Source organism: Methylobacterium terricola (genome assembly GCF_006151805.1).
GTDB lineage: Bacteria > Pseudomonadota > Alphaproteobacteria > Rhizobiales > Beijerinckiaceae > Methylobacterium > Methylobacterium terricola.
The window spans coordinates 1-12,726 of sequence record NZ_VDDA01000032.1 but is presented as its reverse complement, the minus strand read 5'-3'; the positions used below and the strand labels follow the sequence as shown (position 1 = coordinate 12,726).

The 12,726-nt window shown below is 62.9% G+C and carries 17 protein-coding genes and 1 pseudogene; 8 read left to right on the top strand and 10 right to left on the bottom strand.

Features of this window, described 5'->3' with window-relative positions; translation table 11 throughout:
- Positions 1-7 precede the first annotated feature (7 nt).
- A complete protein-coding gene (locus FF100_RS31640) occupies positions 8-190 on the bottom strand; it encodes a PWWP domain-containing protein (RefSeq protein WP_139040012.1) in 183 nt (60 codons plus the stop codon).
- A 1,060-nt stretch (positions 191-1,250) separates the two neighbouring features.
- On the opposite strand from FF100_RS31640, the gene FF100_RS31635 reads away from it, so the two are divergent.
- The gene (locus tag FF100_RS31635) at positions 1,251-1,478 is read left to right on the top strand and encodes a DUF4160 domain-containing protein (protein ID WP_139040011.1); all 228 of its coding nucleotides are present in this window, start codon (positions 1,251-1,253) and stop codon (positions 1,476-1,478) included.
- A 5-nt stretch (positions 1,479-1,483) separates the two neighbouring features.
- Positions 1,484-1,915 (top strand): DUF2442 domain-containing protein, encoded by a 432-nt coding sequence (locus FF100_RS31630; RefSeq protein WP_139040010.1) that lies wholly within the window; start codon positions 1,484-1,486, stop codon positions 1,913-1,915.
- 160 nt (positions 1,916-2,075) lie between these two features.
- On the opposite strand, the gene FF100_RS31625 is transcribed toward FF100_RS31630, so the two are convergent.
- Positions 2,076-2,873, bottom strand: coding sequence for a hypothetical protein (locus FF100_RS31625; RefSeq protein WP_171070409.1), 798 nt, complete (start codon positions 2,871-2,873; stop codon positions 2,076-2,078).
- Between the two features lie 124 nt (positions 2,874-2,997).
- The gene (locus tag FF100_RS31620; RefSeq protein ID WP_139040008.1) at positions 2,998-3,543 is read right to left on the bottom strand and encodes a recombinase family protein; all 546 of its coding nucleotides are present in this window, start codon (positions 3,541-3,543) and stop codon (positions 2,998-3,000) included.
- Between the two features lie 437 nt (positions 3,544-3,980).
- Between FF100_RS31620 and FF100_RS31615 the strand changes: the two genes are divergently transcribed.
- Together FF100_RS31615 and FF100_RS31610 are read left to right on the top strand one after the other, a co-directional pair.
- Complete coding sequence (locus tag FF100_RS31615; RefSeq protein ID WP_139040007.1) at positions 3,981-4,658, top strand: ParA family protein; 678 nt, start codon at positions 3,981-3,983, stop codon at positions 4,656-4,658.
- Entirely contained in the window at positions 4,651-4,950 is a 300-nt protein-coding gene (locus FF100_RS31610) for a hypothetical protein (RefSeq protein WP_139040006.1), read from the top strand. The genes FF100_RS31615 and FF100_RS31610 overlap by 8 nt, the downstream gene beginning before the upstream one ends.
- Positions 4,951-5,040: 90 nt before the next feature.
- On the opposite strand, the gene FF100_RS31605 is transcribed toward FF100_RS31610, so the two are convergent.
- Positions 5,041-5,940, bottom strand: a complete 900-nt coding sequence (locus FF100_RS31605; protein WP_139040005.1) for a hypothetical protein — start codon at positions 5,938-5,940, stop codon at positions 5,041-5,043.
- A gap of 403 nt (positions 5,941-6,343) precedes the next feature.
- On the opposite strand from FF100_RS31605, the gene FF100_RS31600 reads away from it, so the two are divergent.
- A complete protein-coding gene (locus FF100_RS31600; RefSeq protein WP_139040004.1) occupies positions 6,344-6,553 on the top strand; it encodes a hypothetical protein in 210 nt (69 codons plus the stop codon).
- Between the two features lie 378 nt (positions 6,554-6,931).
- On the opposite strand, the gene FF100_RS31595 is transcribed toward FF100_RS31600, so the two are convergent.
- Entirely contained in the window at positions 6,932-7,120 is a 189-nt protein-coding gene (locus FF100_RS31595) for a hypothetical protein (RefSeq protein ID WP_139040003.1), read from the bottom strand.
- Positions 7,121-7,133: 13 nt separating this feature from the next.
- Here FF100_RS31595 and FF100_RS31590 point away from each other — a divergent pair, with 13 nt between their 5' ends.
- Entirely contained in the window at positions 7,134-8,204 is a 1,071-nt protein-coding gene (locus tag FF100_RS31590) for an IS630 family transposase (RefSeq protein WP_246102593.1), read from the top strand.
- A 376-nt stretch (positions 8,205-8,580) separates the two neighbouring features.
- Here FF100_RS31590 and FF100_RS31585 read toward each other — a convergent pair whose 3' ends face one another.
- Entirely contained in the window at positions 8,581-8,847 is a 267-nt protein-coding gene (locus FF100_RS31585; RefSeq protein ID WP_139040002.1) for a DUF6894 family protein, read from the bottom strand.
- Positions 8,848-8,849: 2 nt separating this feature from the next.
- Positions 8,850-9,563 (bottom strand): Crp/Fnr family transcriptional regulator, encoded by a 714-nt coding sequence (locus tag FF100_RS31580; protein WP_139040001.1) that lies wholly within the window; start codon positions 9,561-9,563, stop codon positions 8,850-8,852.
- Positions 9,564-9,937: 374 nt separating this feature from the next.
- Here FF100_RS31580 and FF100_RS31575 point away from each other — a divergent pair, with 374 nt between their 5' ends.
- Both FF100_RS31575 and FF100_RS31570 read left to right on the top strand, forming a co-directional pair.
- Entirely contained in the window at positions 9,938-10,318 is a 381-nt protein-coding gene (locus FF100_RS31575) for a response regulator (RefSeq protein ID WP_171070407.1), read from the top strand.
- Entirely contained in the window at positions 10,315-11,109 is a 795-nt protein-coding gene (locus FF100_RS31570) for a Crp/Fnr family transcriptional regulator (protein WP_139039999.1), read from the top strand. Before FF100_RS31575 ends, FF100_RS31570 begins: the two co-directional genes overlap by 4 nt.
- Here FF100_RS31570 and FF100_RS31565 read toward each other — a convergent pair.
- From FF100_RS31565 to FF100_RS31555, 3 genes and pseudogenes are all read right to left on the bottom strand, one after another.
- The gene (locus FF100_RS31565) at positions 11,067-11,687 is read right to left on the bottom strand and encodes a chemotaxis protein CheB (protein WP_139039998.1); all 621 of its coding nucleotides are present in this window, start codon (positions 11,685-11,687) and stop codon (positions 11,067-11,069) included. The two genes, FF100_RS31570 and FF100_RS31565, sit on opposite strands and share 43 nt — an antisense overlap.
- A 128-nt stretch (positions 11,688-11,815) precedes the next feature.
- A complete protein-coding gene (locus FF100_RS31560; protein WP_139039997.1) occupies positions 11,816-12,403 on the bottom strand; it encodes a recombinase family protein in 588 nt (195 codons plus the stop codon).
- Positions 12,404-12,610: 207 nt separating this feature from the next.
- Positions 12,611-12,726: pseudogene (locus FF100_RS31555) on the bottom strand (IS5/IS1182 family transposase); the annotation flags it as partial.

The window sequence follows — 12,726 nt, the reverse complement described above, 5'->3', positions numbered from 1 at the left end:
CCGCCGTTCACTCCTCGAGGAACAGGCTCGGGTTGAGCAGGGCGATTTGGTCGCGGCGACGCACGAAAGCTGGCTCATCGAACCAGTCGCGCCAGCGCAGCTCGAGCCGGCCCTTTGCCTTGACGCTCATCACGATGGCCGGCCACCAGCTCTCCTCGTCATGCTCAGGGGCGAGCACGAGGCTGCCCATGCGGATCTGGTCCCAGCTGATTGGGAGGTGCCGCGAACCTGCGTGGGGCAAGTCAGGGGTTGCGGACGCGGCGGAAGCGGAGGCCTGGCCTCCCCTGCCGTCGCCAGCTTCGGGCACGACAGGTTGCGGTTCAGCGTTCGGGGTCGGCGGGGCGGTATCACCGGCGCCAGTCGCTGCGCTGAGAGCTTTGAGGCGGGCGTACACGGCAACTTTGGCAAAAGGTACGAAAGCTCGCCCACTGGGGAAGAGCCGGCCTTGTGGTAGCCCCTGAGCCTCGGTTCGGAGCTCATCGCTGGCGACGGTAAGGGCTTGCATGCGCAGAGCTGCTGCCGCTTGCAGGGCGAGAGCTGCCTCGTGCACCTCGAACCGCGCCGCGTGAGGTCGGCCGCCGCTATCGAGGCCAAACACGATCAAGCCAGCACCAGGCGTTCCCTGGGACGAGGGGGTGTTTTCGAGAGTGGGTGACACCATCAGTCTCCACAAACAAAAATGGAGCCTTTCGGCCCCGTTTGTATTGGATGCTAAATTTTTAGGAAAATTTTGATCAAACAGGCATGCTGCAGCCCCTATTTAGGTGTGATCATATTTGCAATTTAATTTGATCAAAAAAACATGTCAACTAGAATGAAAAATATTTTTGCGAACCGCTTGGTGTCGATAAAATCTATTCACAACCGCTAATTTGCAATTATGCTCTACATATTGATTTTGATATGAAATCTCCGCAAATATTTCTCTATAAAACAAGATATTAGGTGACGATAGCATGCGGCGTTGTATCGAATATGCTTGCGAGTTTGGAGATGCCGAGGACGAGGCGCTTGCCCAATTTTGCTGATAATGACCATAGGTCAGCGACTACGGCTGGCACATCCTTAGCGGCGCAGGCCGCTGCTCGAATTCCATATCAGGCGATTACGCGCCCGCCGGCGGGAAGGGCTGAAGCGCCGCTTTTTGCAAGCGATCACCACCACCAGAAGCCAAAAATGGCAACTGTTGCCGTTTTTGGCTAGCGTTTTCGGCAACCATTGCCTATTTTTCCTGTCGACGGGGAAAGGCGATGCCGACCATCCAGCGCTTCACGAACTGCAAGGTCGCCATCTACGCCGACGATCACCTGCCGCCGCACTTCCATATTGAGGGACGCGGCTGGCGGGCCCTGGTCGAGATCGAGACGCTGACGGTCCGTGCGGGTGACGCCCGCAAGGGCGCCGAGGCGATGGCGTGGGCCGAGGCGAACCGCGACGTGCTGTGGGCCACGTGGCGCCGCCTCAACAAGCTGGGGTGAGGACGATGGAAGCGCAGAGCATCAAGGCTGTCCGGGCCGGTCGCGGCCGGACCCTGGTCGTCACGTGGAAGAACGGCTCCGAGAGCCCGGTGGACGTGAGCGAGCATCTCGGCCGGTTCGAGGTGTTCAGGCCGCTCCGGGACGATCCTGACGCCTTTCGGGTGGTAGAGGTCGGCGAGTGGGGGTGGAACGCCCACTGGTCCGACGACATGGAGATCAGCGCCGACACGCTGTGGCGGCTGGCGCTGGAGCAGGGCGCCGCCTGGCTGCTGTCGTGGCGGAAATCCCGGGTGCCGAAGCTGTCCCAAGCCGAGGCCGCGGCGATGCTCGGCGTCAGCCCTCGGATGTGGCGCTACTACGAGGCCGGGACGCACCTGCTGCCGAAGACGGTGCGCCTGGCAGCACTCGGGGTTGATCACGAGGCAGAGGCGGCCTGACCTCGGCGAGCAGCGAGGGCTGCACCGCAGGCGCGCCTACCGTAACGTCCGCCGCTCCGTAAGGGGCAGTTCTACTCAGGTTCCGCATGCGATCTTACGCGTGCGGGTGCTGGTGTTAAGACACCATCCACGCCCCCTGCGCGATAAAAAAAACTTATCCTCAATCCGGTATCTGACCATTGTAGATCGCTTTTGCGGCAGGGGCGATCTGAGCACCGGTTAGTGCCTGCGCCTCAAATGCAATAAATTCTGGAGTGGGACCACCGGCCTTCCTACAACCTTCATATAGCGTTATAAGCTTTTCTATATACCCGTCGGCTGCGCTTATTTGCTGTGGCGACATGCCATCCGGTAGAAACATCTTTAATAATACTCGAAGATCATCGGCGTTATTAGCACTGAGAAGTCGGTTATGATTGAGTGTCGTCAAGGCCGCGCCATCCTTGGCAGAGAGGGGATTTCGCTGGCTCGAGTCCGATGGGTGATATTGGGGAATGGCGAGAGCGACGCCGAAAAAGCCTGCCCAAATGCGATAGGCCAGTGCTTTCACAAGCGGCTGCTTAACGTTCTGCAGCTCATCCTCAGTAAGACTCAGGGTAGACAAAACTGCATCAAAGTCCTTTGTCAAATTGTAGTTAGAAGCCTGCACGGCGCCGAACGACATTGTAGTAAGTCCAGTACTGGCGTAACCCGCCTTGGCAACTAGCAAACTGAGAGTTCGTAGCTGTTTTATCAATTCGTCAGCGCGATCAATGCGGTCCTGGAGCTGCGCCTTGATCGTAAACGCTTCAAATGATTTGAATCGATCCAACTGACTCACAATGCCCATGGATAGGAATAGGCCACCCATGGTGATCGCAGCACCTTTGCTGTCTGTGAGTGCCAGGTAGATTGCCGCACCAGCTGCAACGATAGAGAGAAGCGCTATGACGTTTCCGTAGCTGATCAAATCTCGCAAAGCCCGCTCCCTGCGATATGCTCACGATTGATGTGGGTATGGCAGGTCAAAATTTGCAAGATTTCGTGCACAGGCAACTCGAAGCTGCCCTCATCAGGGTGGTCGCCAGGGATGCGCTTCCTGGTTACGGGATGCCTTTAAGTGCTCGGTAGACGCTCGCCCGTCCAATCCCGAGGTTCCGGGCAATCGCTGAGGCGCCCTTCCCCTCCCCTGCCAAGCGGCGCACGGCCTCAGGATCGACCGTGCGCGCCCGCTTGTAGACGCCGGCCGCCTTGGCCTTGGCAATCCCTTCCGCCTGGCGCTCGCGCCGGAGGTTCGTCTCGAACTCGGCGAACACGCCGAGCATGTCGAGGAAGGCCTTACCGGCGGCGGTCGAGGTGTCGATCGGCTGCTCGGTCGCCAGCAGCCCCGCCCCCTTCCCTCTCAGCTCGCGCACGATGTCCTGGAGGTCGCCGATCGAGCGCGCTAGGCGGTCGACGCGGGTAACCACCAGCGTGTCGCCCTCGCGGATGAAGGCGAGCACGGTGCGCAGCTCGTCGCGGCCGACGGTCGAGGAGCCCGACACCTTCTCGGCCCGGACAATGTCGCAGCCGGCGGCCTTGAGGGCTGCGAGCTGCACGGTGAGATCCTGGTCGAGGGTACTGACGCGCGCGTAGCCGATCCGGGCCATGGAATGTCTCGCAGGGTCTAGACGATCCCTTGTAGCTGTCTCATAGGTCGCGCAGCAACCCTGTGAGACAGGATGAGGGCGTCTCACCATCACTGCCTCGCAGGGTGCACCCCGCGGACACGCGGCCGGGCGTTCGGGGAAACGGATCCGCGGGAACCCTGGCCGTTTCGGCGGTAGTTTACCGCTCGATAACTGCGGCGGCTTGGCGGGTGTGTGGGGGCGCGGCGTTCGGTGAACCTGCCCCAGGCCCCACGCTGGCGTCTTCAAATGACTTCATTTGAAGTCACGTCAATTGACATAACGCCACTTGGCTCGAATTGCCTTGACGAGATGCCGTGCCACATCGCATCACGCTAAGGCGCGTCACGGCAATTAACGCGACGTTGAACGATGCCGCATCACATTGCGCCATGTGACCGGAAGTGAGGTGACCCGACATGGCTGTAATTGCCGTCAGCAACCCCAAGGGCGGGACCGGCAAGAGCACGACCGCCCTCGTGCTCGCGACGACGCTCGCCCGCCACGGCGCGTCCGTGACGCTGTTCGACTGCGACCCGAACCGCAACCTCGTCGCCTGGAAGGACGGGCCAACGACCTGTCCGGTCACCGTGATCGGCCACGCCGACTCGACCAACATCGGCCGGATGCTGAAAGGGGAGGGGGCCCGGAGCCAGTTCGTGATCGCCGACCTCGAGGGGACCGCCTCGCTGATGGTCGCCTCGGCGATCCTCGCGGCCGACCTGACGCTCATCCCCATGCAGGGCTCGGCGATGGACGCGACGCAGGCGCGCCGGGCGATCGACTACATCGAGGACCAAGCGGCGACCGTCGGGCCGCGCGCCTACCGGGTGCTGTTCACCCGCACGAAGCCGGGCTTTGCCACCCGCGACGAGCGGGCGATCCGCGAGACGATGGCCTCGGCCGGTGTGCCGATGCTGGCAAACGACCTCGCCGAGCGGGCCGCCTACCGCTCCATGTTCACCTACCGCCAGGCCCTCGACGAGCTCGACCCGCAGGCCGTCAACGGCCTCGACAAGGCGCGCGAGAACGCCGACGCGCTCGCCTCCGAGATCGTCGAGATCCTGCGCACCGCCAGAGAGACCGCCCATGTCTAAGCCCACCCCCGCCGGCCTCGCGAACCTCGGCGACTTCAAGCCGGCCGCGCCCGCGCCGGACGAGGCGCCGGTCGTCAGCCGGGCCGCTGCCGCCGCCCACGGCTTCGTCGAGCGCGACGCGCCGAAGCCGATCAAGCGGCGCCGGGCGTCCGAGGAGCCGACAGTGTCCTTCACGATGCGGATCGACGTGTCCGATCAGAATGACTTCATTCAATGGTGCGACGAGCAGCGCTTGCCCTACCGAGAGGGGTTCAAGAGGATCATGGCGGCGGTGCGTAAGGGCTCTGTCTGATACCGCTCACGTACCTCGAATCTCTCACCGAGCGCCGGATCCTCACCAGGGTCCGGCGTTCTCGATTCCAGAAGTAGCGCCAGTCTCAGGCTAGAATCGGAAGCTCGCGGTCGGCCGTCCTGCCGGTCCGGATCCCGAATCTCCCCTCCGAAAACCCTTCGCAGCGCTTACGCGAGCCGCCGCATTCGATTCTAAAGAGGAAGAAAGATCCTGAATCTCCGTGGAGGGAGTCGGTCTGCACCCTGTCGGTCGACGCCGTTGGAGCCAGGCGGCCCATTCCCGGGAGAGGACCCGCACGAGGTTCGTTTGGTGCTTCTGCCCCCTGCGGGGGCGCTCAGTGATCGTGACGAGGCCGTCGCTCTCGGCGAGGCGTAGGGTCATCTGCGCGTGGCGGTGACAGACGCCGGCGCGGGCCGCGATCTCGGCGACCGAAAGGCCGCACACGCCCCGCGCCGCGATCTCCTCCCCGACGATGAACAGGACGGCCCTCTGACCTTCGGTGTAGCGGCGGGCGAGCGGCTCCGGCAGTGGGCTCGATCCGCCGAGGCCTCGGCGGCGCTCGCGGCTCTTGGCGCGGTCCGGCGAGTGCTGGCGGCGGGGCGCGAACCGGGTGATCCGGGCAGCAGTCGGCGCGATCGCGGCGGCGAGCGGCAGACCGGGCAGAGCAGGGGCTGCCGGCGAGGCCCGGCCGGCGGTGCGCCGCGCCTCGATCGCGTCGTCGAGCTCGCCCGCCTTGCGGTCGTCGATCAGCCCGGCGCCGTTCAACGCATAGAGCTGGTCGCGCAGGGCCGGCAGCATCGCCGGCAGCGCCCGCGCGATCGCCTCTTTAATCTCGGCATAGGTCATTGGTCGGCCTCGTGATGAGGCCGCGGCAGATCGAGCCGGGTCACGCGTGAGCGCGCCCGGTTCCTGGCAAAGCTCCGCCATCGTCGGAAAACGGGTTTCCGATTGACAGAGGCAGCGATTTCGGGGGATGATCCGTCCTGTCACAGACTTTGGATCGGCCCCCTCGGGGCTCTAGACCCCTTCACCCGGCAAGGTGAGGGGGTCTCGCTTTTTCAGGGTCTCACTGCGGCGGCAGGTGTCTCCAGGTGATGCGACTCGGGTTCAGGACGCGAGCCGCGGTAACCTACATCCAGGCACGGATTAACCTTCGCCGTCAAATCTCGAGGGATGAGCGGGGCGTTCGTGCACATCGCAGAGGCCGTTGCTGGCTCGGGGCTGATTTGCCTCGTGGCCAGAGGCTGTGCACGTAAAAGGGACCTGTCGCAAACGCGAATGACGCTTTAGGTCAGCGCTGACGTTCGGCCGCCTCCTCGGCGGACGCCAGCTCAGGGATGCGAACCGCGAAGTGGCTGGGAAGTTGGTGAATACTAACTCCAGGAGCACGCCAATGATCGACCCGACGAAGAGCACCGACCACGACAAGGATCACCCTCAGGACCCTGGTAAAGCGAAGGCAGATCTCGCTGCGGCCAGCGCTCCCGGCCAGCGGAAGCCGGGTGACAGTCTTAAGGAGCGACAGGATCAGCTACTCGACCAAGCCGTCGAGGAAACGTTTCCGGCCAGCGACCCGATCTCGCCGAAGCGGATCACCAAGTAGCGGCTCGTTGCGGCTGGCCAGCAATGTGCAGGAAAATGCCACTTGCCCAGGGATGGCGCACAATTGCGCTTGAGACGGGCAGGGGAGCGCGCTAAGACCTTGCTCCCGGACAGAAAAAAGGCCGCCCATGAGAGCGGCCCGAAGTCTAGGGAGGAAACGCCCAAAGAGGGCAAGGCACGGTCGCGACGCCATCGCGACCGTGCATGGGGTATGTATCCCACGCTTTTCCGCATCGCACCATACGACCTATGTCCCAGGAACCATGCGCACGATGCATGGATGGGCTAACCGTTTTTGCATATTTAGGTTGTATCGCACCTGACCTCGCTAGAGCCGGAACGGCTATGGCCTAAGGAACAGGTCACCCGCAGCCTTGCGCTACCGATAGGTGAACCAGCGCTGGCACAGCGCCTTGAGGTTCGCCGGCTCGTTGTTGCCGCGATCGTGGTCGAGATGGGAGCACGCCAGGTACATGCGGGTCAGCTGCACCGCCGTGTCGGCCGGCAGGTACTCCAGTGGCGCTAGTGCATTGACGCAGTCAGAGGATTCACAGAATGCCTGAGCCATGCGAGTCTGAGGCATGGCTCAGACTGTCTGCGTGATCCCCAGCACCGCCGACCTGGCGCACCTGTCCGCCATCGTCGCGGATCGGGCGCGGCCCCTCAAGCACATCCAGCGCGCCCGCATCATCCTGCTCTCGGCCGAACGCCTCTGCGTCCTCGATGTCGCCCAGCAGGCGGGCGTCAGCCGGCCAGCCGTCTGGCGCTGGCAACAGCGCTACGCCGAAGAAGGCGTCGAGGGTCTGCTGCGCGACAAGACCCGTCCGCCCGGCAAGCCGCCTCATTCCACCGACACCGTCGCCGAGGTGCTCGCCCTCACCTGCTCCGAACCGCCCGGAGAGGTCACCCACTGGACCGGCCGCGCCCTGGCGCAGGCCGTCGGGATCTCCTTACGGTCCGTCCAGCGCATCTGGGATGCCCATCGCCTCAAGCCGCATCGGGTGCGCAGCTTCAAGCGCTCGAACGATCCGGCCTTCGCCGAGAAGGTCGAGGACATCGTCGGCCTCTACATGGATCCGCCGCGCCACGCCGTCGTGCTCTCCCTCGATGAAAAGAGCCAGATCCAGGCCCTGGAGCGCACCCGCCCGAGCCGATCCATCACGCCAGGTCGCCCCGAGACACAGACCCACGACTACATCCGTCACGGCACCGCGACGCTGTTTGCCGCGCTCGATGTACTGGAGGGCACGGTGATCGGGCGCTGCATGCAGCGCTACCGCCACGAAGAGTTCCTGCGCTTCCTCAACACCATCGAGGCGGCGGTACCAGCCGGCAAACTGATCCACGTGATCCTCGACAACTACGGCACGCACAAGCACCCGAAGGTTCGGGCCTGGCTGGCTCGGCACCCACGCTGGATCTTCCACTTCACCCCGACCTCGGCCTCGTGGATGAACGCGGTCGAGGGCTTCTTCTCCGCCCTGACCCGGCGCAGGCTGAAGCGGGGCAGCTTCAGCGGGATGGTCGACCTGCAGGCTGCGATCAACCGCTACATCGCCGAGCACAACGACAGGCCAAAGCCCTTCGTCTGGACCAAGCCAGCCACCGCCATCCTCGATGCCGTCAACGGCAACGCTGCACCATCCGTTTGAGTCAATGCACTAGAGATCTGCGACAGCAACGATCTCCTCCTGATGGAGGTGACTTTCTTGGAGCGGGTCACAAAGTGGCGGAGGCCCACATCTCAACCTGATGTCCCGTCAGAGACTCAGGCGTTGTTTAATCACCTCGATATCCTAATGCTCTCGGTCCGCGCACAAATGGAACAACTGCAGGCAAATATGCAGGCGGCGCTGGGCCATGTGGCGGCTACTCGCGCGATCAGCCGGGGTGAGCTGACTTGGTTTCGTGAGTAGGAGTCGAAGCAGCGAGTAGCTGAGCCCCTGACCCTCAAAGCTTTGAACGAGCATCGAAAAGGTGTTGCCGGATCCTTGCTGCGGGAGATCTTTCGAGACGGACCAACCCAGTTCATTCTTCTCCATCGTCCGGCTGTTCCGGCACGGTGTCGGTGAACGGCACTGTCATCACGGAATGGCCCTGCTCGTCGGTGATCTCGAACGAGCAATCGAACCAGTTCCGCACACTGTCCAGGCGCGTCCGAGTGATCAGGTCCCTCGCCACCATCAGGGCATGCTCTCGCGCTGCAGTCGCGTCCGGAAGCTCGTCGCCTTCGAAATCTTCCGCCAGGCCTTCTGAGCCGGGTTCGTGCCTCAAGTGGAAGAAGTAGCGTGCCATTGCTACGCACCTCCGATCAACCGAGCGTACTCCGCCTCCGCCACGCCGTAGCTGCCACCCACCAACTGCTCCAGCTTGCTCCGGTCAAGGATCTGAACGCGCTTGCGTCTGCCTTTGATCCGGCCCGCACCCTCCAGGTTCTGCAGCGCCAGTGTCACACCCGCCCGCTGTACCCCCAGCATCATGGACAGGAATTCGTGCGTCAGCACTAGTTCGTCACCATCGATGCGATCGTGGCACATCAGCAGCCAACGCGCGAGCCGCCCCTCCAAGTTGAGTGCAGCGTGTGCATAGACCGTCATCGAGATCTGAACCATCAGTGTATGAACGTATCGCAATAGCACATCCTGCAATTTCGAACTTTTCCGAACGGCTGCACGCAGTTCCAATGCGCTGATCCTCAGAACCTCACCGGACATCTGAATGAACGACTGCTGCGGCGTTCTGTCGGATCCTAGAAGAACCGGCGCGGCGCCAACCAACCCTTCGCGACCGATCAGCCCGACCTCAATCTGCCCCTCTGTGCACGCAGTGACGACAGAGGCGAAGCCGACCTCGGGAAAATAGAGTTCCTGGATCGGTTGGTTGGCGTCGATCAACCCCTCACGAAGCTGGGTGGTCATCGGTTCAAGGTGCGGCCGGAGTAGCGCGAAATCGGCAGGCGAGAGGGCCTTAAGCAGGCTGTTGCGGACGGTGGCTTGTTGGAGCTGCGGCACGAAACTCTCCCGGTAACTGGCAGGAGCACGCGTGGTCTTCAGACCACCTGCGCCTAGGTCAAGAGCAGGCGGTCGATGCCAGCTTGGCAAGCTGAATATCGATTTGAAGACCAACATCAAGCATATTGATTGCATCCTCCCGTGACCACTCAGAGTAACAATTGTTATATGCCAAATGTTATATGTCAAACGTTTATCGCGCGCATCCCATTGTTCGCTATCGCACCATAATTTTGGTACGATACAATACCGAACTACAACCGCTTCTTACATGATCGCCAACAATAATTTACACCCACTTGCATCCTGCCGTGATCCATTCCTCGAGCCCGATCAGCAACAGCAGGCAATGATGCATCGGCAGGAGAGCGCCCGTGAGATCCACCGGCACGCAGCCCAGAGTGCTGCTCATCGAGGATAATGCCCTCATCGGCCTCGACCTCGGCGACGCTTTCGCGCATGCCGGCTACCGCGTCGCTGGCCCTGTTGCCACTCTCGCCGAGGCTGCGGCCCAAGTAGAGCGGCGCACTCCCGACCTCGCGGTGGTCGACGTGCGTCTCAAGGATGGCCTGTGCACTGAGCTGGCGCGCGAGCTGCACAGGCGCGGGGTACCGTTCCTCGTCCACTCGGCCTGCCGGCAAGACAGCTCGCTTTGCTCCGAGCTGCTTGAGGCGCCCTGGCTGGCCAAACCCGCCTGGTCTCCCGACGTGGTTGCGGCGGTCCAGGATCTCGGACGGACAGGAGCGCGTCCATGAGCAGTGGCTTGGAGCAGGTCAGCGGGGGACGTCTCGCGTCGAGCGGCGGAAGCAGACACCATCACCATCCGATCGTCCGGAAGCTGGCGCGGCTGGTTCCGCTGACAGAGGCTGACACAGCCGCTCTCGGCCAGCTAAGCGCGAGCATGCGCCAAGTCGCAGCCCATACGGATCTCGTCCATGAGGGTGCACCCCTGACAGAGGCAGTCCTCGTGCTGCAGGGCTTCGCCATCCGCTACCAGCTGCGCGACACGGGCGCCCGCCAGATCCTGGCCTATCTCGTGCCGGGCGACCTTTGCGACCCCGACGCCGCGTTGCTGGGTGAGTTGGATTGCACAATCAGCACGCTCTCGGCCTGCTTCGTCGCCCGCGTTCCGCAGGGGGTTCTCTCCGACATCCTCGAACAGCACCCGAACGTCGCCCGTGGGTTGCGCTTGGCCAAGCTGATCGAGGAGGCGACCACCCGCTGTTGGCTAACGAATGCGGGCTGCCGCTCTGCCCTCGAACGCATGGCACATCTTCTGTGCGAATTGCAGGTGCGGCTCCAGGTAGTCGGCTTCGCGACGGAGGACGGCTACGAATTGCCGATCACGCAGCATGACCTGGGCGACACGCTGGGCCTATCGAACGTGCACGTGAACCGCACTCTGCGCGTCCTGCGTGAGCAGAGGCTGATCGAGCATCATGGCAAGCAGCTGACGATCTTGGACCTACCCCGCCTCCAAGAGATTGCCGAGTTCAAGCCGGGCTATCTGCGCTCGACTGCTAGCCACGCGCGCCTGCCGCTCTGAACGGCCTCGCGGATACCCGCGGCGATCTCGATGGGACTACCGATCAGGTCGATTGGCCCATCATACGCGATGGCGTTCTCCGGCATACCTCGTCCAACTGATCGAGACGGGGTGAGCACCATGGTGAGGCCGCCCGTCTCGTTGATGGCCGCCAGCCCGCGCGCACCATCGTCGAGCGCACCAGACAGCACGATGCCAATCATGCGCGAGCCACCATGCTCGGCCACGGACCGGAAGAGCAGATCCACAGTGCGGTTCCGGTAGCGACGATCCGGGTCATACACCAGCCGGCCGAAGCTGTTGGCTGCGAGCGCGAGATGATCGCCCGGCTCTCCGACGTACACCTGGCCCGCGGCGAACCTTTCGCCCGCCCGGGCCACGCTGACGGGCAATAGGCTCACCCGGTTGAGGATCTCGGCCAGGCGGCTCGGGTGATCCCATGACCTGTGCAGGACGACCAGCACCACGGCGTCGAGCACGGGTGGCAGCGCGCTGAGAACGTCCTGGATATCGCGTAGGCCATCGGTGCCAGAGGCACCGATGGCCACGAACCAAGGAAACGGGGTGTCGTCCGTCATCGCCACAGATTAACACAGATCAAAGTCCCGCCAACCCCAAGCATTGATGCGGGCCAAGGTCCGTATTGCAGCCGTTGGTCATTAGGTGGCACCTCGCCCGTCCCGTCCCGTCCCGTCCCGCCCCGTCCTCATGCGGCGGTTTCCGGCTTCGTTCGCAGGCGGCCGATCGTTTGGCGGCTGACGTTATATGTGATGGCGAGGGGAGCCAGCATCTCCCCACCTGCGAGCCGCTGGGCAATCTCGCGCTGTTGCGCTGGGGTAAGCTTCGGCTTGGGTCCGCCAGTCCGGCCACCCGCCGCCTTCACACGGGCACGGCCCTCGGCCGTGCGGGTCAGGATCATCTCCCGCTCCACCTCAGCCATGCCACCCATCACGGCCAGCATCATACGGCCCTGAGCCGTGCCGGTGTCGGCCCACTCCTGGGCGAGACTGCGGAACGTGGCTCCGGCCTGGTGGATGCGCTGGACGATGCTGAACAGGTCGAAGATCGAGCGGGCGAGGCGATCAATCCGGGTGACGATCACTACGTCTCCCGGTTGTACCTCCCGCAGCAGGCGGTTCAGCTCGCGCCGGTCTGCCTTCGCCCCGCTAGCTTTCTCCCGATAGATCGGGCTGCAGCCGACGGCGGCGAGTTGGGCGAGCTGCACCTCTAGGGTCTGTCCGATCGTCGAAACGCGGGCATAGCCGAGGGCGCGGAGTGGTTGGGTTATGGTCATGAGTTATGAGCATCATAACTCCTTGCTGGATAAGGCGCAAGCGCAACGCTCATAACTTGTGAGTTATGAGCGTTTCTCTTACAACCTAATCGGGCCCAACCAATCCAAGCCTGGCAGGAACATCCAAGGGCACTATTAATTGCGTTGTGTGTGCAACGAGTTAGGGTCAGGAAAGAGCGTGGTTTGCCGGGACGTGATTTAGAGCGCCTAACAGAACCGCCTGATCTGGCGGAGGGTGATGAGGCTTGCCTGCAGGAACGTGAAGGCCTCGTAGATGTCGGCGCGGCGTTCGTAGCGGACGGGCAAGCGGCGGGCGCGGTTGA

Excerpts from the sequence above, each read along its gene's own strand:
- FF100_RS31640 (WP_139040012.1), bottom strand. The coding sequence starts at position 190 with ATGGGCAGCCTCGTGCTCGCCCCTGAGCATGACGAGGAGAGCTGGTGG.
- FF100_RS31635 (WP_139040011.1), top strand. The coding sequence starts at position 1,251 with ATGCCGACCATCCAGCGCTTCACGAACTGCAAGGTCGCCATCTACGCC.
- FF100_RS31630 (WP_139040010.1), top strand. The coding sequence starts at position 1,484 with ATGGAAGCGCAGAGCATCAAGGCTGTCCGGGCCGGTCGCGGCCGGACC.
- FF100_RS31620 (WP_139040008.1), bottom strand. The coding sequence starts at position 3,543 with ATGGCCCGGATCGGCTACGCGCGCGTCAGTACCCTCGACCAGGATCTC.
- FF100_RS31615 (WP_139040007.1), top strand. The coding sequence starts at position 3,981 with ATGGCTGTAATTGCCGTCAGCAACCCCAAGGGCGGGACCGGCAAGAGC.
- FF100_RS31610 (WP_139040006.1), top strand. The coding sequence starts at position 4,651 with ATGTCTAAGCCCACCCCCGCCGGCCTCGCGAACCTCGGCGACTTCAAG.
- FF100_RS31600 (WP_139040004.1), top strand. The coding sequence starts at position 6,344 with ATGATCGACCCGACGAAGAGCACCGACCACGACAAGGATCACCCTCAG.
- FF100_RS31595 (WP_139040003.1), bottom strand. The coding sequence starts at position 7,120 with ATGGCTCAGGCATTCTGTGAATCCTCTGACTGCGTCAATGCACTAGCG.
- FF100_RS31590 (WP_246102593.1), top strand. The coding sequence starts at position 7,134 with ATGGCTCAGACTGTCTGCGTGATCCCCAGCACCGCCGACCTGGCGCAC.
- FF100_RS31585 (WP_139040002.1), bottom strand. The coding sequence starts at position 8,847 with ATGGCACGCTACTTCTTCCACTTGAGGCACGAACCCGGCTCAGAAGGC.
- FF100_RS31570 (WP_139039999.1), top strand. The coding sequence starts at position 10,315 with ATGAGCAGTGGCTTGGAGCAGGTCAGCGGGGGACGTCTCGCGTCGAGC.
- FF100_RS31565 (WP_139039998.1), bottom strand. The coding sequence starts at position 11,687 with ATGACGGACGACACCCCGTTTCCTTGGTTCGTGGCCATCGGTGCCTCT.
- FF100_RS31560 (WP_139039997.1), bottom strand. The coding sequence starts at position 12,403 with ATGACCATAACCCAACCACTCCGCGCCCTCGGCTATGCCCGCGTTTCG.